Source organism: Streptomyces sp. NH27, assembly GCF_056859195.1.
Window position 1 is genome coordinate 1 of record NZ_JACEGK010000047.1, and the last position, 22,655, is coordinate 22,655.

Annotated in this window: 19 protein-coding genes and 1 pseudogene; 11 read left to right on the plus strand and 9 right to left on the minus strand. The window is 71.3% G+C overall.

Annotation, left to right across the window (positions count from 1 at the left end; genetic code table 11):
• Positions 1-104 precede the first annotated feature (104 nt).
• Positions 105-2,774, plus strand: coding sequence for a class III lanthionine synthetase LanKC (lanKC, locus tag AC13HU_RS06430; RefSeq protein WP_483040768.1), 2,670 nt, complete (start codon positions 105-107; stop codon positions 2,772-2,774).
• Entirely contained in the window at positions 2,762-2,908 is a 147-nt protein-coding gene (locus tag AC13HU_RS06435) for a hypothetical protein (protein WP_483040769.1), read from the plus strand. The genes lanKC and AC13HU_RS06435 overlap by 13 nt, the downstream gene beginning before the upstream one ends.
• 121 nt (positions 2,909-3,029) lie before the next feature.
• On the opposite strand, the gene gad is transcribed toward AC13HU_RS06435, so the two are convergent.
• From gad to AC13HU_RS06465, 6 genes and pseudogenes are all read right to left on the minus strand, one after another.
• Positions 3,030-4,400 carry a glutamate decarboxylase gene (gene gad, locus AC13HU_RS06440; RefSeq protein ID WP_483040770.1) on the minus strand — a complete coding sequence of 457 codons (1,371 nt, stop codon included), beginning with the start codon at positions 4,398-4,400 and terminating at the stop codon, positions 3,030-3,032.
• A gap of 423 nt (positions 4,401-4,823) precedes the next feature.
• A complete protein-coding gene (locus tag AC13HU_RS06445) occupies positions 4,824-5,861 on the minus strand; it encodes a hypothetical protein (protein ID WP_483040771.1) in 1,038 nt (345 codons plus the stop codon).
• On the minus strand, positions 5,858-6,253 hold the full coding sequence (locus AC13HU_RS06450; protein WP_483040772.1) for an acetylxylan esterase: 396 nt from the start codon (positions 6,251-6,253) through the stop codon (positions 5,858-5,860). The genes AC13HU_RS06445 and AC13HU_RS06450 overlap by 4 nt, the downstream gene beginning before the upstream one ends.
• A 24-nt stretch (positions 6,254-6,277) precedes the next feature.
• Positions 6,278-6,534, minus strand: a pseudogene (locus AC13HU_RS06455) (hypothetical protein); the annotation flags it as partial.
• A 188-nt stretch (positions 6,535-6,722) separates the two neighbouring features.
• A complete protein-coding gene (locus tag AC13HU_RS06460; RefSeq protein WP_483040773.1) occupies positions 6,723-7,856 on the minus strand; it encodes a GntR family transcriptional regulator in 1,134 nt (377 codons plus the stop codon).
• Positions 7,857-8,682: 826 nt separating this feature from the next.
• On the minus strand, positions 8,683-8,928 hold the full coding sequence (locus AC13HU_RS06465; RefSeq protein ID WP_483040774.1) for a hypothetical protein: 246 nt from the start codon (positions 8,926-8,928) through the stop codon (positions 8,683-8,685).
• Positions 8,929-8,985: 57 nt separating this feature from the next.
• Here AC13HU_RS06465 and AC13HU_RS06470 point away from each other — a divergent pair, with 57 nt between their 5' ends.
• The 6 genes from AC13HU_RS06470 to AC13HU_RS06495 all read left to right on the plus strand — a co-directional run bounded on the left by AC13HU_RS06470 (position 8,986) and on the right by AC13HU_RS06495 (position 15,847).
• A complete protein-coding gene (locus AC13HU_RS06470) occupies positions 8,986-9,636 on the plus strand; it encodes a TetR/AcrR family transcriptional regulator (RefSeq protein ID WP_483040775.1) in 651 nt (216 codons plus the stop codon).
• A 90-nt stretch (positions 9,637-9,726) separates the two neighbouring features.
• The gene (locus AC13HU_RS06475; protein ID WP_483040776.1) at positions 9,727-10,554 is read left to right on the plus strand and encodes an AraC family transcriptional regulator; all 828 of its coding nucleotides are present in this window, start codon (positions 9,727-9,729) and stop codon (positions 10,552-10,554) included.
• Between the two features lie 19 nt (positions 10,555-10,573).
• Positions 10,574-11,518, plus strand: coding sequence for a DMT family transporter (locus AC13HU_RS06480; protein ID WP_483040777.1), 945 nt, complete (start codon positions 10,574-10,576; stop codon positions 11,516-11,518).
• Between the two features lie 363 nt (positions 11,519-11,881).
• Positions 11,882-13,114, plus strand: a complete 1,233-nt coding sequence (locus AC13HU_RS06485; RefSeq protein WP_483040778.1) for a hypothetical protein — start codon at positions 11,882-11,884, stop codon at positions 13,112-13,114.
• 51 nt (positions 13,115-13,165) lie between these two features.
• Complete coding sequence (locus AC13HU_RS06490; RefSeq protein WP_483040779.1) at positions 13,166-15,280, plus strand: tetratricopeptide repeat protein; 2,115 nt, start codon at positions 13,166-13,168, stop codon at positions 15,278-15,280.
• A 3-nt stretch (positions 15,281-15,283) separates the two neighbouring features.
• Positions 15,284-15,847 (plus strand): flavin reductase family protein, encoded by a 564-nt coding sequence (locus AC13HU_RS06495; RefSeq protein ID WP_483040780.1) that lies wholly within the window; start codon positions 15,284-15,286, stop codon positions 15,845-15,847.
• A gap of 137 nt (positions 15,848-15,984) precedes the next feature.
• Here AC13HU_RS06495 and AC13HU_RS06500 read toward each other — a convergent pair whose 3' ends face one another.
• Positions 15,985-16,761 (minus strand): AfsR/SARP family transcriptional regulator, encoded by a 777-nt coding sequence (locus tag AC13HU_RS06500; RefSeq protein ID WP_483040785.1) that lies wholly within the window; start codon positions 16,759-16,761, stop codon positions 15,985-15,987.
• A gap of 1,054 nt (positions 16,762-17,815) precedes the next feature.
• On the opposite strand from AC13HU_RS06500, the gene AC13HU_RS06505 reads away from it, so the two are divergent.
• Entirely contained in the window at positions 17,816-18,232 is a 417-nt protein-coding gene (locus AC13HU_RS06505) for a CDP-diacylglycerol diphosphatase (RefSeq protein ID WP_483040786.1), read from the plus strand.
• A gap of 163 nt (positions 18,233-18,395) precedes the next feature.
• Here the strand turns inward: AC13HU_RS06505 and adh are convergent, their stop codons facing one another.
• Both adh and AC13HU_RS06515 read right to left on the minus strand, forming a co-directional pair.
• Positions 18,396-19,913: an aldehyde dehydrogenase gene (gene adh / locus AC13HU_RS06510; RefSeq protein ID WP_483040781.1), complete on the minus strand. Its 1,518-nt coding sequence runs from the start codon at positions 19,911-19,913 to the stop codon at positions 18,396-18,398.
• Positions 19,914-20,154: 241 nt separating this feature from the next.
• Positions 20,155-21,381: a response regulator transcription factor gene (locus AC13HU_RS06515; RefSeq protein ID WP_483040782.1), complete on the minus strand. Its 1,227-nt coding sequence runs from the start codon at positions 21,379-21,381 to the stop codon at positions 20,155-20,157.
• A 271-nt stretch (positions 21,382-21,652) separates the two neighbouring features.
• On the opposite strand from AC13HU_RS06515, the gene AC13HU_RS06520 reads away from it, so the two are divergent.
• On the plus strand, positions 21,653-22,090 hold the full coding sequence (locus AC13HU_RS06520) for a universal stress protein (protein WP_483040783.1): 438 nt from the start codon (positions 21,653-21,655) through the stop codon (positions 22,088-22,090).
• Between the two features lie 148 nt (positions 22,091-22,238).
• Positions 22,239-22,655: ASCH domain-containing protein (locus tag AC13HU_RS06525; RefSeq protein ID WP_483040784.1), on the plus strand; the 417-nt coding region annotated here is incomplete at its 3' end.

Sequence of the window (22,655 nt, forward strand, 5' to 3'; positions counted from 1 at the left end):
GCGTGAGGCACTGCCGGGGCGACGCGTCCGTGACACGCGTCGCCCCGGCCCCCGTGGGCGGACGGCCCACCTGCTCACCCACGCCCGGGAAACGCGAGGCAGCAATGATCGAACAGACATACGCGATGGCCGACGCCGACTACTACGCGCCCATCGAGACCCTCGCGGACCGGGGCCGGGAGTACGCCCCGTCGAAGGTCCCGGACGGCTGGCAGTCCTTCGACCGCCACCTGTGGCGGTCCTGGGGCCGCAAGGGCCAGCCGATGCCCGACCAGGGCTGGAAGGTGCACGTCTCGGCCCGCGCCGACCGGATCGCCGACGTCCTCGACGTGGTCGCCGACGAGTGCTTCGCACGCGACATCCCCTTCAAGCACGTCGCGGCGGCGGGTTTCGTGCTGCTGCTCCAGCACAAGCACGCCTCCCGGACGCAGAGCGGCAAGCTCGTCGTCGCCTACCCGGCCGACGAGCAGGCCGCCGCAGCGCTCATGAGCGCGCTCGCCGCGCGACTGGAGTCCGAGCAGGGGCAGTTCATCCTCACCGACCGCCGTTTCGGCGACTCCCAGGTGGTCCACTACCGCTACGGCGCCTTCACACCCCGGCACCGTCTCCTGCCGGACGGCACCAGCACACCGATGCTGCGGGACGGCCGCGGTCGGCTCGTCGCCGACCGCCGCGAGCCGAGGTTCCACCTGCCCGAGGGGATCACCGACCCGTTCGCGGCCGACAGCGCGCCGGCGGACGAGGGGACCTCCTTCCACGGCTTCGCCTTCGAGCACGCCGTCCGGCACAGCAACGGCGGCGGGACCTACGCCGGCCGTGAACTCGCCACCGGCCGGAAGGTCTTCATCAAGGAGGCCCGTGACCACACCGGGCTCTCCTGGGACGGCCTGACCGCCGTCGAGCGCACCCGGCGCGAGTGGGACACCCTGCGGACGCTGCACGACGCGCACCCCGGGATCTGTCCCGAGCCGATCGCGTACTTCCGTGAGTGGGAACACGAGTTCCTGGTCACCGAGTTCATCACGGGCGTGACGCTCAACTCCTGGGTGGTCGCCCGCAGTCCGGTGACCGAGGTGGAGGCGCGGCGATCGGACTTCGACCGGTACACGGCCGACTGCGAGGCGGTCATCGCCGCGCTGGAGGAGCAGGTGCGGGTCCTGCACTCGCTGGGATACCTCTTCGGCGACGTCAGCCCCGGCAACGTCCTGGTCGGCGAGGGCGACCAGCCGCGCCTGGTGGACTTCGAGGCGGCCCGCGGCCTGCGGGAAAAGGGCGTCTCGGTGGCCACCGACGGGTACGCGCCCCCCTCCCACCGGGTGACGGACGACCCGGCCGTCCAGGACGACTACGGGATCTCGGCGCTGGTCCGGCTGATGCTCGGCCCGACCTTCGCCGCGGCGGACCGCTGCCCCCGCTCGCTGGAGCACCTGCGGGCCGACCTCCAGGACCGGATGGCGGTGCCCCCGGCGCTGTGGGAGCGCGCGGTCCGCTACCACCCGGCCGACGGCCCGGCGCTGCTGCCGGGACCGCGGGAGGTGGCGGCCGACCCGGCCCGCCACGTCCGCGATCTGCGCGACAAGGTCGCGGCCGCCCTGACCGCGATGGCCGACCCGGACCGTGAGCACACGCTGTTCCCGACCGTCCCCGACGGGTACGCGAGCAACACCGTGTGCGTCGCCTACGGTGCCGCGGGCGTCCTGCACGCGCTGCGGCACAGCGGCGTCACCGTGCACGAGGACCTCGTCGAACGCTTCCGTCGCGACGCGCTGGCCACCGCCGGGAGCCTGCCGCCGGGACTGCACGTGGGGCTGGCCGGCGTCGCCTGGGTGCTGGCCGACCACGGGGACCTCGACGAGGCGCGCGACCTGCTCGCCGCCGCGACCGAGCACCCCCTGACCGGTCGGCGGGCCGGCTTCGCCGAAGGCACCGCCGGGGTGGCGATGACCCACCTGTCGCTCTTCGAGCACACCGGCGACCACCGGCACGTCGAGACCGCCGAGCGCCTGCTGTCCGCGCTTCCGGCGGACGGGGAGCCGGCCGGACTGCTGGAGCGTGACGACCCGACCGGATGGCTGCACGGCAGGTGCGGCATCGCCTGGGCGCTGTACCCGCTGGCCGCGGTCACCGGGGACGCCAGGCACCTCGACCGCGGGGTGCGGCTGCTGCACCACGAACTCGACCGGGCGATGCCCGGCGCGTCGCCGTCGCCGCACTTCCCGGTGTCGGCCACCGACCGCCGCTCGATGCCGTACCTGTTCAGCGGCACCGCCGGAATCCTGCGCGCGGTCTGCCGGTACAACACGGTCTGCGGGGACGACCGCCTCGCCGGCATCGAGAGCGACCTCCTGCCGCGGCTGCGCACCGCGTACACGGTCATGCCGGGCCTGTACCAGGGCCTGGCCGGACTGGGTTTCGCGCTCGCCGACCACGCTGCCGTCAGCGGCGACGAGGCATCCTCCCGCTCCGCGCTGCGCACCGCCAGAGCCCTGTTCAAGTACGCGGTCCCCGGCGCCACCGGCGTCAGGTTCCACGGCGAGAAGCTCAAGCGGTTCAGCGCGGACCTGTGGAGCGGCGGCGCGGGCGTCCTGCTCTTCCTCGACCAGGTGCTCGACGCGGGCGAGGACCGGCTGTTCAGCCTCGATCGCCTGAGCGCGCACCACAGTACGGCCCGTACGGCATCGGCCGCCGCCACCACCGACGGGCGCGCCGACGACGGCACGGGACGCAACCGACCCGATCCCTCCAGCGGAAAGAGTGGACCATGGATCAAGTGATCGCCCTGCAGAGCCTGCCCGGCGCCTCCCGGCGCGATCCCGCCCCCGACGACGGGGAGATCGCGATCTCCGAGTTGAGCTTCGCGATCTGCGGACCGTTCCCCAGCGAGTTCAGCGCCAGCTTGTGCATCTGAGCGACGAACCGCGTACGGGCCCGCGCCGGACAGCGCGGGCCCGTACGGACGGTGGTGGCAGCGCACCGGCCCGCGGTTCGGCTGCGCACCGGCCCGGGATCCCGGGGGAGTGCGCGGTCGGTCAGGTGTGGGCGAAGCCGGAACCGGCCTCGTGGGCCGGCGGGGTGGTGGTGAGGCGGGCGACGGCCTTGCCGATGGTGGCCAGCAGGGACTCGGCCAGGTCGAGGCTGAAGCCCTCGCGGACCACGATGCGCAGGACCGCGATCTCCTCGGCGTTCGGCGGCATGGTGTAGGCGGGCACCTGCCAGCCGTCGCGGCGCAGTTCGTCGGAGACGTGGAAGACGGTGAACTTGCTCGGGTCGTTGAGTTTGAACGAGACGACCGGGATGTCGGTGCCGTTGCTGATCACTTCGAAGGCGTCGAGCTTCGCGATGCCGTCGGCGAGGAAGTGCGCGGTGTCCCGCAGCCCCTCCATGACCTTGGTGTAGCCCTCCCGGCCGAGGCGCACAAAGTTGTAGTACTGGCCGACGACCTGGTTGCCGGGGCGGGAGAAGTTGAGGGTGAAGGTCGGCATGTCGCCGCCCAGGTAGTTCACGTGGAAGACGAGGTCCTCGGGCAGGTCCTCGGCGGAGCGCCACACGACGAAGCCTATGCCCGGGTAGGTGAGGCCGTACTTGTGGCCCGAGACGTTGATCGACTTCACCTGCGGGAGCCGGAAGTCCCATTCCAGGTCGGGGTGGAGGAAGGGGGCGACGAAACCGCCCGACGCGGCGTCGACGTGGATCGCGATGTCCGTGTCGTGCTCGGCGTTGTAGGCCACGACCCGGTCGTGGATGTCCTTGATCGGCTCGAACTCGCCGGTGTGGGTGGTGCCCAGGATCGGCACGACGCCGATGGTGTTCTCGTCCACGTACGTCATGGTCTCGGCGGCGTCGACGGTGAACCGGTCGTGGGACATCGGCACGTAGCGCGGCTCGACGTCCCAGTAGCGGCAGAACTTCTCCCACACCACCTGGACGTTGGAGCCCATCACCAGGTTCGGGCGGTCCGCGGAGAGCCCGGCCGCCTGGCGGCGCTGGCGCCACTTCCACTTCATGGCCAGACCGCCGAGCATGACCGCCTCGGAGGAGCCTATGGTGGACACGCCGATCGCGTCGCCCGAGGAGGGCGCGTGGAAGAGGTTCGCGACGATGTTGACGCAGCGGCGCTCGATCTCCGCGGTCTGCGGGTACTCGTCCTTGTCGACCATGTTCTTGTCGAACGTCTCGGCCATGAGCTTCTCGGCCTCGGGGTCCATCCACGTCGTCACGAACGTGGCCATGTTCAGCCGTGAGCTTCCGTCCAGCAGCAGCTCGTCGTGGATCATGCGGTAGACCGCCTGGGGAGCCGTCTCCTGGTCGGGCAGCCGGTTCTTCGGCACCTGTATACACCCCAGGCGTTTGGTGTACGCCGGGTCGATCAGCGCTTCGCTGCTGTCGTGACGATGTACCACGAACGATCACTCCCATGTTCACTGGCTTGGACCGGCCGGGAAATGGAGGGCGGCGTCGCCGGTCGATGGCTCTCGCCCGGACGGCTTCTGCTCAGTCACCAGGGCTCCGCCCTGGCTCCCTCGTCGGCACCGCCCGGACTTGGCCCTCGACCCGCGCCTTCTCCCACCCTCCATGTGCCGGGCGGTCTTACTTCAGCGGCCCAGCATGCCAGCTCTCCCTGGGTGCTCCGCACCGGGCACGCCGACGCCGGACGGACAACCGCCAGTACTCCAACGGGACTTCGGTGTCCGAGCTGTGGTTTCGCCGAACGGCGGGAGTGCAGCGGGGAGTTGTGCGGTGAGGGCAGTCCTGTGGAGACCGCCCCCGAGCGTGCGCCGATATTCTGTACGCACGTCCGCAGCCGTCATGCCCTCGTGCGCCGATCAGAGGGGGACGATGGCCGTGCCGCGTTCGTCGGTGCCGAGGTGGTTGAAGAGCACCGCGGAGCCGTCTGGCGTGAACACCGGGTGTGGATGCCATGGGTGCCGGGTGGCCTGGGTCCGGGCCAGCCGGCGGGTGGTGCCGTCGGCCATGTCCACGAGCAGGACGTCGGAGATCCCGCCGGCGTTCTGCCAGCCGCGCCCCGGCGCGTCGGTCGGACCGGTGGTGTCGACGGCGGCGTACCGGCCGTCGCGGCTGACGTCGCAGTGCCAGTACCGGTCTCCGGCGCTGACCAGCCGCGGCGGACGGCCGTCGGGGGCCGCGAGGTAGAGGCCGCGCGGTCCGGCCTCGCTGTCTCCGTAGGCGACGGCGAGCACGGCGAGGTCGTGGTGGCACCACCGTTCGTGGCCCACGGCGACGAACGTGTCGGGCCTCTCGGAGATCGCGTACTGATCGAGCACGCGCATCCCGTTCGGGGCTCGTTCCGGGTGCCAGGCCCAGACCCGGTCGGGGGTCTGGATCGCGGTTCCCTCGTGGCTGAAGGCGATCCACCGCTCGTCGTACGGGCTGCGGGCGATGTGGTTCGCCCACCAGGTCTTGTCGAAGACGCGTCTCGCCGTGCCGGTGGACACCTCGACCTCCCAGCCCGACCAGGTGCCGTCGCCTTCGGTGCTGACGGCGACGTGTGACCCGTTGTGCGTCAGGCTCAACAGGCGGTCCAGCGTGAGACCGGCCGGTGGCCGCCACACGGGTTCGAGCCCGCCGCCGGGGTCGGCGACCCAGAGCACGTCGTCGTGGGCCAGGGCCATCCGGCCGGTGTCGCGGGCGAAGTCCGGGAGGACCAGGGCGTCGGTTCCGTAGCCTTCGGGCGGGAGTTCGTGCAGCACCCGCTCGTCCCGCGCCTCGCCGGGCCGCCATCGGACGCTGATGATCCGGGCCGCGTCGAGGTCGTAGCGGACCAGCGCGACGCGGTCGCCGTCCGCGCGGAACCCGTTGCTGTGCGGGTAGGTCAGATGGGCGTCGCGAAGGAGCAGGCTCATCGCGCGACGCACTTCCCGACCCAGCGAAGCACCCGGGCCTCCTGGAACTCACCACCGCCCTCGTGCGCGTTGAACGGATAGACCGCCACGTCCATCTCCCCTGGGTACACGTTGTAGGCGGCGAACACCGTGAACGGCGGGCAGACCTCGTCCTGGAGCCCCACGGAGAACAGCCCGGGAGCCTTGCCGCGCACCGGCATGTGCACGCCGTCGAAGTCCGCCGGCGTCTCGATCCGCGCGCGGTAGGTTCTCAGCTCTTCAAGTGGCATGTCGTAGTCGAGCATGGAGTTCCCTCTCAGGTCCTTCCGGATATCCGTGCGTTGCGCGATCTTGTGGGCGACCGAGGACTGGTCCGCGGTGAGCGTGACGGCGGCACTCGCCCCCGCTCGCACGAGGGCGGGGGAGCGGCACCGACGCTAGCTTTGACACGTTAAAGTGTCAACGGGGAAGCGGCGTCCGGCATTCACGTAGTGGACATGTGGTCGCAAGAGGTCGGCGCCGGTGTCGGCCTGTTGCATGTGGTCGATATAGAGCCGTTTTCGGGCCGGGACGTCCAGGACGATCCGCCGGTCCGCACGAGGGAGAGCGGGCCGCCGACCGCCGACTCCGGGCTGACGTGGAGCACGACGGTTCCGTAGGCGGTACCGCTCATGCGTCCGTCGCGGACGCGCACCCCACCCTCGGACCAGAGCATCGTGGCGAGCATCGCAGCGTTCGATCAGGCGGTCGCCGCGACCAGGTAGGTTCATGGGCGGACGCCGCCCCGGCGGCTCGTTGCCAGAACGCGCCGGGCAGCATTCAAAACGTCAAGACCGACCGTGCCGGCTGCCCGGGTTGGCGTCTGCGGCCTGCGCCGGCGGTTCAGCTCGCCGTCGCGCCGCCCACGACGCGCAGGTGTGCGGATGACCGGTCCCGGATTCGTACGGTGGTCGGCAGCATGATCCGCTGCGGTCCGGTGGTGTTTTCGCCCTCAGTGATCCGTTGGGCCACCAGCCGCATGGCTGTCGCGCCCAGTTCCCGGTTGGGCAGTTGGGCCGCGAAGGCGGTCAGCGGCAGCAGGTCGAAGGGGTCGTCGTCGTCCATGCCCGCCAGCTCGAAGTCGTTCGGCACGCTGAGCCCGAGGGCGACCAGATCGGCGGCCGCGGCAGCCACCACGAAGCCGTTCGAGCACAGCGCGGCCGTCGGGGGCTCCGCACTGCCCAGGGCCGAGCGCAGCAGCGCGCGCCGTCCGTCCTCTGGCAGGTCGTGGAAGTTGCGCAGCAAGGTGAACTCCGGGCGCACGGCGATGCCGGCCTCGTGCAGCGCCTTCACGTGCCCGCTGAGCCGGTCCCACACGCTGGTCACGTCGATCTCGCTCCACAGCGTCAGGATGCGCTCGTGGCCGGCGGCGATGAGGTGCCGGGTCAGCTCGTGTCCGATGGCGAAGTTGTCCACGACGACGACGTCGGTCGGGATGTCCGAGCGGTACCGGTCGACCAGTACCAGCGGGATACCCCGCCGCTGGATCTCCATGATCAGGTCGCCGTTCGCGTGGCCCTGCACCGGGTACAGCACGATCCCCGCGACCCCGCTGTCCAGCGCTTCGCGCAGTGCACCCGCCTCACGCTCCGGTGAAGCGCTCTGGCCGGGGCGCGCCGTGTCGGCCAGGTACATCCGGTATCCCAGCTCGGAGCACACCGACTCCACACCACTGACCATCGTCGACACGTACGACCCGGCCACGCCGTGCACGATGCAGGCGATCGAGGACGGCACGTTCGTCGCCGGTCCGCGCACCCCCCGCTCGGCCACGAATGTGCCCCGGCCCTGCTGGCGGATCAGCAGACCCTCGGCGACCAGGTCGTTCAGGGCCTTGACCGCGGTGGTGGTGCTCACCTCGTAGCGCTCGCACAGCTCGCGCTGGGTGACGAACGGACTCCCCGGCTCGTACTCCCCCCGGGCGATGGCAGCCCGCAGTTCGGCCTTGATGCGCTGGTACAGCGGCGCGTTGCCCATCTCACTCCTTCGAATTTGACATGACAAATGTAGCCGCGCGGGGACTCGTTGGGGGTCACGACGCCGAGGGTTCTGCTGGGCCACAAACTTCGTGACGATAGTTGACACGTTAACACGATGCAAACAAGGTCACCACTACTTCGGCGGCCCGGTCCGCCCCTGGGGGGCCACAGCCGGACTCGACGCCGGTCGTCCGGAGCCTCCTTCACGTGCGAACACCAGAGGGGTTGTCCCGCTATGAACGATCCACAGCTCTCCAGATCCCTGTCCCGCCGCGGCCTGCTGGGGATGGCCACCGGCGCCGGAACCTGTCAACGCGATCAAGGCAGGTAGATCGTTCTATCCCTGTGCTGGGATCGTTTGCTCGTCCGGTCGGGGTTGGTCGGGCTTGTTGATCCAGGCGGCCTGCGGGAGCTTGGGTGGCTCGGGGGCCTTGCGGACGAAGCGTTCGGGATGCTTGGCGTAGACGGCGTCCAGGACATCGGCGCGCGTCCGCGCAGTCCTCGGCCGCAGCGCACTGCATCAGGCCGAGTCACCACAACCGGAGGACATTTCACGATGACCCGGTCCGCCGAATATCCGACGGGCGGATCTTCCACAACGAGGCAGGCGGCCATGCGGATGCCGCAGCCCACGGCGTGACCGGGCACGCCCGCGAACAGGCTCCCACCCTCGACGGGTATCGATGAGGGAGTGCGACGCCGACCCGCGGGGTGGAGCAGCCCCGCCCGCGGGTGAAGCACGGCGCGCCGGTCACAACCAAGGCCGTTGCCCGAGGCGTTGACCACGAGCAGGACGGCCGGCGAGGCACGGAGGTCGACCGGCGTCACTTGTGGGCGCGGAGGAAGGCCGGGATGTCCGCGCGGGTCGGGTAGTTCGGCAGGGGCGCGGGCCGGTCCTGGAGGAAGTCGCCGATGACGGCGGCGGCCCTCTGGTCGTTGTCGTCCAGGCCGTTCCACATGTGGTGTCCGACGCCGGGCATGTACTGGGTGCGCTGGATCGCCGGGTCGTCGGCGAGGACCGTGGTCTCCCACTCGCGGACCTGGGAGGAGCACTCGGCGAGCATCGGCATCGCGGGTTTGAAACGGCGTTCCAAAACGACGTTACCAAACTGGGTAGACTGCTCGGCATGGGAAGGCCGCGAACGAACGACGACGCTGTCCGAGAGCGGCTGGTGTCACGCGCGACGGAGATGTTCGCCACGCACCGGCCGGAAGGGGTCACCGTCCGGGCCCTGGCGGCCGCCGCGGAGACATCGACGGGGGCGGTGTACACGCTGTTCGGCGGCAAGGACGGGCTGGTCGCCGAGGTGCGCGGCCGGGCGGTCGCCGGCTTGTTCCAGGACCTGTCGACGATCGCGGAGTCCGACGACCCGCTCGCCGACCTGCGCGCGCTGGCCGCCGCGTACCGGGGGTGGGCCGTCGCCCACCGCCACCTCTATGCCGTGCTGTTCGGCGGTGTGCAGCGCTTCGACCCCTCCGGCGAGGTCGGCACCCGTGACCCCGTCAGGCCGCTGCTCGCGGCGATCGACCGGGCCGTGGCGGGCTCGGCGCTCACCGGCGAACCGACCCTGATCGCCCTTTCGTTGTGGGTGACCCTGCACGGGCTGGTGTCGCTCGAACTGGCCGGGGCGCTGGACTCCGCGACGCTGGACCGGGCGTTCCGGTCGACGATCGACGCGACCCTGCGCGGCTGGGCGCCCGCGCAGCCCGGTGGCCCTCCGCCCACTCGCGGGGCCGCCGGCCCGAAGCGCGCGTCCACTCCTCCGCCCGGGCAGTGATCTCCCGGCCCAGGGCGCTCTTGGCACCCGCACGACAACGCCACAACACGACAGGACGCCGCTGTGGCCGTGCGGCGGGAGGGGCGCGACATGGGCACTCGGGAGCAGACGTGCTGGACCAGGGCGCGGCTGGGCCGATGCGGCCCGCCGCTCGATCTGCTCACCGCCCGCTTCGAGGACCACGTCTACGCTCCGCACGCCCACGAGGAGTTCACGATCGGTGTCTGTGTGGGCGGTCGCGAGGTCATCGACTACCGGGGCGGCCGGATCCGGTGCGGCCCCGGGTCGATCGTCGTGCTGGCGCCGGGTGAGGTGCACACCGGCGGACCCGCCGCAGCCGACGGCTACGCCTACCGCGCCCTGTACGCGGAGCCCTCCTTGCTCACCGAGGGCGTGCTCGGCGGGCTGCCGCACTTCCGCGACCCCGTGCTCGACGATCCGGAACTGGCCGCCGCACTGCGCCTGACACACGCTGAACTCAGCGCCTGCCCGGACCCGTTGGAAGCCGACTCCCGGGTGCCGTGGCTGCTCGCGGCCCTGGTCCGACGCCACTCCACGGCCGGCGCGGCGAGCGACTTTGTGCCCGGCGCCGGCCATATCGCGCACACCGTCCGCGACCGCCTGGCCGACGAGCTGACCGCCCCGCCGTCCCTCGCCGACCTCGCGGCCGAACTGGGCTTGTCCCGCTACCAGTTGCTGCGGGCCTTCCGAACAACGATGGGAATACCGCCGTACGCCTGGCTCGCCCAGTACCGCGTCTCCCGGGCCCGCGGACTGCTGGAGACCGGGCTGCGTCCCGCCGAGGTCGCGACGCTCGTGGGCTTCGCCGACCAGGCCCACCTGACCCGCTGGTTCCGGCGGGTGCTGGGGGTGACCCCCGCCGTGTACCGCAACAGCGTTCAAGACACCGCCTTCTGACCGCGCCCAGACTGCCCGCATGACTGCACGCGGATGGGCCCTGTTCTGCCTGATGGGACTGGTCTGGGGGATCCCCTACCTGATGATCAAAGTGGCGGTGGACGCGGTGTCCCCGTCCATGGTGGTGTTCACCCGCTGCGCCCTGGGGGCAGCGCTCCTGCTGCCGTTCGCCGTTCGCCAAGGCGGTCTCGTACGCATGGTCCGCGCGCACTGGCGGCCCATGCTGGCCTTCGCGTGCATCGAGATCATGGGCCCCTGGTTCACCCTCACCGACGCCGAACGGCACCTCTCCAGCTCCACCGCCGGTCTTCTGATCGCCGGCGTCCCCCTCGTCGGGGCCGCACTCGCGCCCTTCTTCGGCAGTGCGGAGCACCTGGGGGCACGCCGAGTGACCGGCCTGGCGATGGGGCTCGTGGGCGTCGCGGTCCTGACCGTCCCCCATCTGAACGGAGGCGACGCGCGCTCACTCGTCGAGGTGCTGCTGACCGTCCTGGGCTACGCGACAGCGCCTCTGATTGCCGCCCGCTATCTGCGCGACGTCCCGACCCTCCAACTCACCGCGCCCTGCCTGACGTTGGCCGCACTGGTCTACGCGCCCGCGGCGGCGGCCAGTTGGCCCGCGCAGGTGCCCTCCGCCCGGGTCCTGGGTGCCCTGGCCGGCTTGGGAGTGATCTGTACCGCGGTGGCCTTCGTGGCGTTCCTGGAACTGATCAAGGAGGCCGGTCCGACCCGAGCCACCGTCTTCACCTACGTCAATCCGGCGGTCGCGGTGACCGCGGGCGCGCTGTTCCTGCACGAGACGCTGACCGCCGGCGTCGTGGCCGCCTTCGTCCTGATCCTGGCGGGCTCCGCCCTCGCGACCGCCGCCTCCGGAAAACCGACCGCCCGGCGCCCCGCACCCGCTCCCTCGCCCCCGTCCGCCCGACCGGAGAGTCAGGCAGAGGGCCGCGTGGATTCACTCTGAACCGAGCTGATTCGCCGTCGGATTCGATCGGGCGGCCATGTCGGCCATGTCGGCCATGGCGTCCGCGGCCGCGCGGACGGCGCGGGTTTGGCGGGAGTTTGGTGAGGTTCTGGAGGGCCCGCTGAAGGTGGGGGAGCACATTCCGTTTCCCACTCCAGGAGGTCAGCGATGAAGAAGATCGTGATCCGCAAGGCCGGTCCCGTCCGTCTCACGACCGCGGGCTGCCACACCTACCCGACTGCCTGATCCAGGCCGAGGGTTCGCCGCCGTCCAGCAGCCCGCTGCCGGGCGGCGGCGCGCCCCCCCATCTGCCGGCGGGGCACATCGCCCCTGCGGACGGCCGCGGAGAAGCGAGGTCGAGCGGTGCCGGAACAGACCACCAGCAGTCAGGCCACCAGCCAGAGCACGCGGAAGCCGATCCTCTTCCACCCGCTGGTCTATCTCGAAGACGGCGACGGTGTGACGATCGGCCGGGCGGACATCGACTCGTACGCGATCTTCCCGCCGGACGGCGCCCAACTCGTGCGCTGGCTCGAACACGGCGCGACCGCCGACGAGGCCGCCCGCCGCTACCGAGACACCTACGGCGAGAGCGCGGACGTCGAGGACGTCCTGGCGGCGCTGGAGGAACTGGGCTTCACCAGGACCGTCGACGAGGCGCCGGCCGAGACGGCCCCGCTGCGGTGGCAGCGCCTGGGCCGGGCCACGTTCTCGCCGTACGCGTGGTTCTGCTACGCGGCACTGGCGCTGACGGCGGTGGTGCTGATGGCGCGTTCGCCCAGCCTGGTGCCGCGCTCGCACGACCTCGTCTTCAGCTCGTACTACTCCCTGGTGAACCTGACGCTGCTGGTCGCGGTCACTCCGCTGATCGCGCTGCACGAGATCTTCCACGCGCTGGCCGGCCGCCGACTCGCCATCCGCTCACGGTTGTCGATGTCCTACCGCTTCTACTTCCTGGTGGTCGAGACCGCTCTCGACGGGCTGGTGGCGGTGCCCCGGCGCAAGCGGTACCTGCCGATCCTCGCGGGCATGCTCGCCGATGTCCTGGTGCTCTGCGCGCTGGTGGTCCTCGCGGACGTCCTCGGCGGGACGGGCCGCCACCCGTCCCTGGCGGGCCGGGTCTGCCTGGGCGTGGCCTTCGCCACCTTCACCCGTCTGCTCTGGCAGTTCTTCTTCTACCTGCGCACCGACATCTACGTACTGATCACCACCATGCTCGGCAACGTGGACCTGCACGGCGTCGCCCTGCGGACCCTGCGCAACCGGGTCAACCGTCTCCTCGGCCGACGCGACAAGATCGTCGACCTCGGCACGGCGCACCCGGTGGACCTCAAGGCGGCCCGCTGGTATGCGTGGCTCGTGCTGGCCGGCTACACCATCAGCCTCAGCACCACTCTCTTCGCGCTGCTGCCGGTCTTCGCGCACATGTGCCTGAGATCCGTGGAGCGCTTCACCTCGGGCGGGTCGAGTGACCTGCGGCTGCTGGACTCGGTGGTCTTCCTGATCCTGCTGCTCACGCAGACGCTGCTCCCGCTGTGGATCGCACTCAGGGACCGCGCCCGCCGCCGATCCGAAGCCGTCCACGTCATCGCCTGACGGCCCCACGCCCCGAGGCACAGGTCACTTCGTCGCTCGAAAGGCAGGCTCATGAGTAGCCACTACTGGATACAGGCGCCGTTGCGCGCCGACCGTGACCGGCTGATCAGGGGCCTTTCGCTGCCGCCGCTGCTCGCGACGGTCAGTGCGCACCGCCACCTGCGCGGGCCCTACACGGCCGTCGGGACCCTCCTGCGGTCGATCGCCCCGGAAGCGCTGCGGCGCAACCCGGAACTCGCGCAGCGGCACCGCATCGAACTCCAGGAGACGACACCCGAACTGGCCGGCCTGGTACCGGCGATCCACCGTCCCCTGGAGGCGAGCGCCACCGGGCCGGTCGCGGTCAGCCGGTACCCCGCGCGACTGCACTCGCTGCGCATCTCGCACGGCCTGGTCGACTTCCTCGAAAGCCACCTCGGCGGCCTCGACGAGGCCGCGCACACGCTGGTGGTGCACGATGTCGAGCACGCCGATGCCACCGACCAGGAGTTCCTGGCGGTGCTGTTGCGACGGATCCCCGCCCGGCTGCTGACCGTCGTGGTCGCCACCGGCCCCGACACACCGCCCGAGCGGCCGGGCCCGATCTCCGAAGACCTGCCCCGGGCCCTGCTCGCACACACCCAGCGGATCACGTCGCCCGGCCGCCCGCCGGAGTCCGCCGCGGCCCGGCCCGCGGCGGTCGAACTCGCCCGCGCCTACGCCGAGTCCGACGGCGTCGCCGACGAACCGGCGACGGTCGCGGCGTACGAAGCCCTGGACCCGGCACGCCGCGCGGCGCTGCATGACGCACGCGCCGCCGTACTGGCCACGATGGCGGAGTCCCAACCGTCCCTGCGGCTGGGCGCCTTGGCCTACCACCTGGAACGCGGCAGTGCCCGCGGCACCGCCGGGGTCGCGGCACTGCGCTGGGCGCAGACCCGCTGCAAGTACCTCGGTCTGTACGGGACCGCCGTGGAGTACGGCGAGCGCGGGCTGTTGCTGGTCGAGGCCGCGCAACAGCCCGACGTCTGGTGGGAGTTCACCCGGGACACCGCGGTCTCGCTCGCGGCGGCGGGTCGGGCGGAGGAGTCCGCGGCACTCCAGGACGCCGCCCGGCGCACCAGCATCGACCCGGCCGTGCACATGAAACTCGCCTACGAGACCGGCATGCTCTATGCCCGCCACTTCAGCCCGGACAAGCGTGATCCGGGGCTGGCCAGGGCCTGGATCAACCAGGCGATCGCCATCGCCTCGGTGCTGGAGGACCCGCAGGAGCGTACGTTCTTCTCCGTCTTCAACCGCAACGGGCTCGCCCTGGTCGCCACCCGCACCGGCGGCACCGACGAGGCACTGCGGCTGCTCGACGAGGGCATCGAGCGGCTGGACAAGGAACTCGGCCTCGGCGAGCGCAGCTGGCACCGGGTGGGGCTGCGCTACAACCGTGCCCAGGTCCACACGATGAGCGGCCGGCTGGAGGAGGCACTGGCGGACTACGCCATCGTCATGGCCATCGACGACGACTTCTCCGACCACTACTTCAACCGCGGCAACATCCTGCGACGCATGGGCCGCACCGAGGAGGCGCTCGCCGACTACGAGCACGCGCTGACGCTGGAACCGCCCTTCCCCGAGGCGCACTACAACTGCGGTGACGCCCGGCTGGAACTCGGGGACGTCGAGGGCGCCCTCGCCGAGTTCGACCGCACTCTGGTCCTGGACCCCGACAATGTGGACGCGCTGCTGAACCGGGCGGGGGTGCACGCCGAACTCGGCGATCCGCAGTCCGCGCTGCGCGATGTCGCGGCGGGCCTCGACATGGACCCCGGCAACGCCCATCTGCTCACTCTCAAGGGCCGGTTGCTGGCCGAGCAGGGTGAAGCAGGATCCGCACTCGACGCGCTCGGTGCGGCTCTGGAAAGCGCCCCCGACCTCGCCGAGGCATGGGCGGTCAAGGCCGAAATCGCCTTTGGCGCAGGCGATCTGGACAGGGCGACGGCCGACTTCGACCGGGCGATCGGAATCGGCGGCGGGGCCGCCATCCGGTACAACCGGGGTCTGGTGCACGAGGCGGCGGGCCGCTTCGCCGACGCCGTGAGCGACTTCGCGGCAGTGCTGGCGGAGACCGACGACGAGGACGCCCGGGTCCACCACGCCTCGTGCCTGCGCGCCGAGCGGGCCGGGGTGTAGGCGGTGCCGCCGGGAGCAGATGCGGCGCTGACCGCGGTCTTCACCGAGAGCATGGCCCGCCTCGCGTCCGGAGTGGCCGTAGTCACCGCACGGCAGGCCGACGGCACACCCTGCGGGCTGCTGGTCTCCTCGGTCTGCTCCTACAGCGTGGCGCCGCCCTCCGTGCTGGTCGCCGTCGCCGAGTCCGCCCGCGCCTGCCCGGCGCTGGCGGTCGGTGCGGTCTTCGGCGTCCATCTGCTGAGCGACACGGACCGTGCGACGGCTGAGCTCTTCGCCCGCCGAGGCGCGGACAAGTTCGCCCACACGCGGTGGAGTTGGGACGGTCCGGTGCCGCGTCTCGCGGACGTGCCGTCGTACCTGCGATGTGCGTCCACCGCGGTCCTCCACCACGGCGACCACGCCGTGGTGGTCGGCGAGGTGGTGCGCTGCGTGCTGGACCCGGCGGACTGTGATCCCCTGGTCCACTACCGGCGGCGGTTCGGGTGGCGGCTGGCGGCGCCGGAGGAGCAGGGGGGCGGCGCCGCCGGGGCCGCGGGGGAGTTGGACCAGGTGGCGGCGCCACGGTGACCCGGACCCCGTCGCCGCGGACGCTTCCGTCGCCGTCGCCGTCGCCGTCGCCGTCGCCGCCCCCGTCGCCGCCCGGAGCTCCGCCCTCGCCCGGAGTTACGTCACCGCCCGGAGCTCCGCCCCCACCCGGCGGTCTGTCACCGGCAGTGCAGATGCCCGCTCCCGTAGGGCTCGCGTGCTTCCAGGGCGACGAGTTGGGCCGCTCTGAGCCCCGGGCCGGGTTCGATGCCGAGCTCCGCGATCATCATGCCGCGCACCCGGGCGTAGACCGTGAGCGCCTCGGCGCGGCGGCCGACCCGGCACAGCGCCCGGATCAACTGCTCGTGCAACGCCTCCCGCAGCGGATGGGCGGCGCACAACTCGTGCAGTTCACCGATGACATCGCTGATCTCGTGGCTCTTGCCCCGGCACAGCACGACGTCGATGCTTTCGCCGAGCGCCGAGAGACGTTCCTCCTCCAACCGCACCGCGTAGGAGCCGAGTCGGCCGGAGTGCTCCAGGTCGGCGAACGGGTGCCCGCGCCACACTGCCAGCGCCTGGCCGAGCGCCTCGCCCGCCTCCCGACATCGTCCTTCGGCCAGGTGACGGCGGCCGGCCGCGGTGAGGGTGCGGAACCGGTCGAGGTCGAGCTCGCCCGGCGCCACCCGCATCCGGTAGCCGTTCGCCTCGGTGCGCAGCACCGGATGGTGCCGCGGGTCGCGGTGGGCGGCGCCGTGCTCGGGGTCCAGGGCGCGGCGCAGTCCGGAGACGTACATCTGCAGGGTCGCGGCGGCGGCCTGCGGCGGGCGGGTCCCCCACAGCCCCTCGATCAGCCGGTGGGTCGGAACGGGAGCGTTGGCGGACAGCAGCAGCAAGGCCAGCAGGGCCCGCTGTTTGAGGGCGCTGGGGGTGCAGGGCAGGCCGTTCCGGAGCATCGTCACCGGTCCCAGCACGAAATAGCGTGGGCCTTCCGCTCCCGTCGCAGGCAGGATTCCGGGTGACGCTGAAGTGAGCTGACTGACCACGGCGGTCTCCGAATTCTAGGAACCGGTCTGATCGTTGCGGCAGAGCTGATCCGATCGATATTCACGCGGACGACGCGTGTAGAACTTCCCCGGGTAAAGACGAGGACCGAGGGGGGTGACTTCTCGCCGAGAAGGCGGACCGGACGTCAAGTCACGGCCATGGGAGCGAATAGCTCAGGCAAACTATTCGGCGGGCGCGGCCGGCGGGCGAAGGGCGGGCCGCCGCGCCACGTGCGAGGCGGCGCGGTGCCACGGAGGGGCTCACGGCGCGCACGGAACGATGAGCCGGCCACAGTGCCCTCCCTCGAAAGAGACGTTCCCGTGTGAGCTGATGTGGATGGAACTCTCCCACACGTCAGCCACGGCACAAAGCTGGATTCAAGACAAAAGAAGATTTGAGCCATTCCCGATATTCGATCTTGAAAAAACGTACAACCCCCCTTGTGGGCAGCCCATTTCATGCTCCGGGAAATCCCCCCCGCATCAATGATCGGACGATCCGGATGCGGTGTCCGAAGTCTTGAAATGCGGCGAGTCCCGGCGAGGCTGTCGCGGTGGTCGTGCCCCGACGTCGCCCTCATGGGCATGCGCATGCCGGCGACGGACGGGATCGACGCGCCCCGCCGGATCATCGCCTCGTCCACCCCGAGTGAGTCGAGCACCCTCGCACTGCTGCTCCGACCGCACCGCTTCCCCGCCCGCACGCCCGCGAGCGCCCGCGTTGCACCCTTGTCTTGCTGCTGCCGCCAGTTCGTGATCGGCGACGAGTGCGGGCCCTCCCCGTGCAGCAAGGCCCCCCTGCCCTGCATGTCCAAGGTCGCGTACTCGGCCAGGATCCTCGCCTTGTACGCCGCGGAATGCCGGCGCGGACCGGTCGAACGAGGTTCTACCTGCGGATCCGGGGTCCCGTGGTCGTTGCTGCCGGCCACTGCGGGCGCTCCTGCATCTCCGCTCTCGACCGAATATCGGATTGGGGATCAACTCGGCGATTTCCCGGCAACTCCAGCAGCTGCATATCCACATGGCCGGCGTCCGGCCGAGTACGCAGGCGCGGCTGCAGGACCTCGAAACGATGGGCCGTATCGTCACGCAACCCGCACAGTGGGGTGCCCCGCAGCGCCAGGCACCCGTCACCGGCACCCAGGGCTCCGGGGACCGCACGTACCGGGTCCTCAAGCTGCACGACCTCGGGCAGAACCTCTTCACGCTGCTGTACCGGTACGTGGTGAACCCGGCCGGGCTGGACATGGCGAGGCAGACACTGATCGTGGTGCCGAAGATGACGGCCGCCGGATTCGCCGGGACCTTCTACGTCCTCAGCAGCGACGACTCGCTCCACGACGGCACGACCACGTGTGACCACCTGCTCGTGTACGGCTGACGCCGGCCGTCGAGTCATGGCGCAGCCGGATCTGCAAACGCCGGAGCGGGATACCGGTGGGAGAATTCGGGAGGATTCAGGGCGTGCGCTCTCTCGCCGCTGATGGCCGCGGAGATGCGCCCGACCGGGCATGAGGCCAAGTCGGGCGCATCTTCCTGGACTTCTAGAAGAAACCGAGCTTTTTCGGGCTATAGGAGACCAAAAGATTCTTCGTCTGCTGGTAGTGCTCCAGCATCATCTTGTGGTTCTCCCGGCCGATCCCGGAGTTCTTGTAGCCGCCGAACGCCGCGTGCGCCGGGTAGGCGTGGTAGCAGTTGGTCCACACCCGGCCGGCCTTGATCTCCCGGCCCATCCGGTAGGCGGTGTTGCCGTCGCGGGTCCACACCCCGGCGCCCAGGCCGTAGAGCGTGTCGTTGGCGAGCTTGAGTGCCTCGTCGACGGAGTCGAAGGTGGTCACGGATACCACCGGGCCGAAGATCTCCTCCTGGAAGATCCGCATGTCGTTGGTGCCGCGGAAGATCGTCGGCTCGATGTAGTAGCCGCCCTCCAGGCCCTCGACGGTGCGCTTGGCGCCGCCGGTCAGTACCTCCGCGCCTTCCTGCCGGCCGATGTCGATGTAGGAGAGGATCTTCTCGTACTGGTCGTTGCTGGCCTGCGCGCCCAGCATGGTGGCCGGGTCGAGCGGGTTGCCGCCCTTGATCGCCCGGGTGCGTTCCAGGCAGCGGGCCATGAACTCGTCGTAGATCCCGGCGTGGATCAGCGCGCGCGACGGGCAGGTGCAGACCTCGCCCTGGTTCAGCGCGAACATCACGAAGCCCTCGACCGCCTTGTCCAGGAAGTCGTCGTCGGCGGCCATCACGTCCGGCAGGAAGATGTTCGGGCTCTTGCCGCCCAACTCCAGCGTGACCGGGATGATGTTCTCGCTGGCGTACTGCATGATCAGCCGCCCGGTGGTGGTCTCGCCGGTGAACGCCACCTTCGCCACCCGCGGGCTGGACGCCAGCGGCTTGCCGGCCTCCACGCCGAAGCCGTTGACGACGTTGACCACGCCCGCCGGCAGCAGGTCCGCGATCAGCTCCATCACCAGCAGCAGGCTCGCCGGGGTCTGCTCGGCCGGCTTGATCACCACGCAGTTGCCCGCGGCCAGCGCCGGCGCCAGCTTCCAAGTGGCCATCAGGATCGGGAAGTTCCACGGGATGATCTGCCCGACCACGCCGAGCGGCTCGTGGTAGTGGTACGCCACCGTGTCCGCGTCGATCTCCCCGATCGAGCCCTCCTGCGCCCGGATCGCGCCCGCGAAGTAGCGGAAGTGGTCCACCGCCAGCGGCAGGTCCGCGGCGAGCGTCTCGCGGACCGGCTTGCCGTTCTCCCAGGTCTCGGCGACCGCCAGCTTCTCCAGGTTCTCCTCGATACGGTCGGCGATCTTGTTGAGGATCACCGCGCGCTCGGTTGTGGACGTACGGCCCCACGGGCCGGCCGCCGCGTGCGCCGCGTCCAGTGCGGCCTCGATGTCCGGCGCGGTGGAGCGGGCGACATGGCAGAAGGTCTCGCCCGTCACCGGCGACGGGTTGTCGAAGTACTGGCCCTCGACGGGCGCGACCCAGTCGCCCCCGATGAAGTTGTCATAACGTGCGGCGAAGTTGACGATGCTGCCTTCGGTGCCGGGTTGCGCGTAGACCATGGTGGGGCTCCTGAGAGTACGCAGAGGTACGACATGACCACTGTGGCCGCCCGAGGTTGGCGAAAGGTTGGCGCGGAGACGCGGAGGGGTGGGGGCGTGGGGGCGCAGACGCCCGGGTACGCCGATGCCCGGAGAGTGCCGGGTGCCCGAGTGCCCGGCTCCCGCCGGCGGCACCCCATCCCGCCGCCGCACCCCGTTGGCCGCGGCACCGCACCCCCGCTGGCCGCGGCACCGCACCTCGCTAGCGGCGGGAGGCGCCGATCCGGCTCACCGCGATGCCGCGCCGCACGTCGCCCGGCCCGAGCAGCCGCAGCGCGTGCTCGTGCACCTCCGTGTCGTACGGCGCCCGCTCGCCGTAGCGCAGCGCGTACTCCGGGCGGGCCGCGGCCAGCACCGCCTCGCGCACCACCACTTCCAGGTGCTCGCGCCAGGCCACCACACCCGGCGCCTCCGACAGCGGCAGCAGCGGGCCGCGGTAGCGCTCGACCGCGGTCTCGGTGTCGCCGCGGCCCAGCGCCTCCAGCACCTCGACGGCGTCGCACACCATCGGTGTGGTGAGCGCGTACGTGCGCGTGGCGACCGCGCCGTCCAGCGCGTGCCGCAGGCGCGACACCTCGGCCTTGAACGTGGACGCGGTCACCTGCCGGTCGCCGTACAGCGATTCGCGCAGCCGCTCCGGGGTGAAACCGCCCGGCTCCAGCGCCAGCAGCGCCAGGACCTCCAACTGCCGCGGCGGGAGGTGCAGCGGCGCGCCCGCCCGGGTCACCCGCGCCGAGCCCAGGCAGCGCAGTTCCACGCCCGCCGGTGCCGCCTCCGCCCCGTCCCGCAGCCGCGCCTCGATCGCCGCGGCCAGGGTGCGTACGGTCGGCAGCGCCAGCGGGTGGGAACGGTCCCAGGTGGTGGACAGGTCGAGCACGCCGAGCACCCGGCCGTCCGGGCCGTGGATCGGCGCGCAGTAGCAGACCCAGCCGTGCAGGGCCGCGACCAGGTGCTCGGCGGAGAACACGGTGCTGGGGTGGCCGTTGCGCAGCGCCAGCGACAGCGCGTTGGTGCCCATCGCGCCCTCGTCCCACCGGCCGCCGGGCGCGAAGTTGACCCGCTCCGCGCGGCGCCGCATCACCCGGCCGCCGCAGGTCCACAGGATGGTGCCGGCCTCGTCGGTCACCGCGGCGACGAAACCGGCGTCCTCGGCGATGCTCAGCAGCTCAGCGGTCAGGTCCGTGACCGGCCGGTACAGCGGGGAACGCGGCCAGCCGGCGGTGCGGCCGCCCGCGGCCGGCGGCGCGCTCTCCCGGCCCGGGTCCACGGTCGGCAGCGAGCGCGCCCACGACTCGGTGACCTCCGCCCGGACCGGCGGCCCGCCCGCCGCACCACGCCCGGCGGACCGCAACTGCGGTACCACCCGGGCCCATTCGTGCTCCAGCAGCGTCCGGCGCCGCTTGAGCGCTCCCATCTCCGCCATCGTCATCCCGACTTCGTCGTCGTTCGACCGTCGCCCTGCCGGGCCGGGTTGTGCCCGCCTCTCATTCAAGGGGCGCACCGCCGCTCCGTCGAGACCCACGGACGAAAACGGACGGTTCGAGGGACCCCGAGTCCATGACCGGCCCGGCCGGCGGGCCGCGCGGAGGAGTGGCCGACGCCACTGCGGAAACCGGAATGGATCAAGGGGCCCGGCCGCTCAACAAAGCGGAGGGCCCGCCGAACCGCGAGACCCCCGTACGGACAAGGAAGTCGGACCCATGTACAAGAACATCCTCGCCGCCGTCGACGGCTCGTCCCATGGTGCGGCCGTGGTCGAGGCCGTCGCTTCCCTCGCCAAGCTCACCGGTGCGGCGGTCCAGGTGATCCACATCCGGCCCTCCCAGGTCATCGGCGGCGCGATCGCCAGCACCGTGGTGCCGGTCGAGGAGAGCGCGGAGAGCCGCCGCGTCGTGGACGAGGCGGTCGCGCGGCTGCGCGGCGACGGGATCACCGCGGACGGCGAGGTCGACGAGGGCCTGCGCGAAGAACTGGCCGCGATCCTCATCGAGCGCGCCGAGGTGCTCGGCAGCGACCTCATCGCGGTCGGCCCCGGCCACTACAGGGGCATCTCCGCCCTCCTCCACCCGAGCGTGAGCCGCGGCGTCGCGAAGACCGCGCACGTATCGGTCCTGCTGGTCCGCGGCGAAGAGGCGTAACGTCCGCCCACGCCCCGGCGGCGGTCGCGCGGCTCCCCCTGGGCCTCCGGGAGGAGCCGCGCGGCGTTCCGGCGGTCGTACGGCGCCCCTGCCGGGCCGGCGCGGAAACGATCGCGACCGTGGCGGAATTGGCTGCTACGGTGACCACGTGACGACCGACTCCCTCTCACCCGCAGACCTCGCGACGCTGCCGAAGGCCGAGTTCGGCTTTCCCGGCCCGCTGCGCGACCGGCTCGTCGCGGCGATCCTCGACGGCTCCAAGACCGCCACGACCGGGCTCGTCGTCGAGTACGAGCACGACGGGGACCCGCTGCCGCAGGCCGGGGACCGTTCGGTGGTCGTCGACTCGGACGACCGGCCGGTCGCGGTCATCGAGGTGACCGGCGTACGGGTCGTCCCGCTCGGGCAGGTGGACCTCGCGCACGCCCTGGACGAGGGGGAGGGGGACGCCGACGTCGCCGAGTGGCGGGCCGGCCACGAGCGGTTCTGGCACAGCGCGGAAATGCGTGCGGCGCTGGACGACCCCGACTTCACGGTGGACGACGCGACGCAGGCGGTGCTGGAG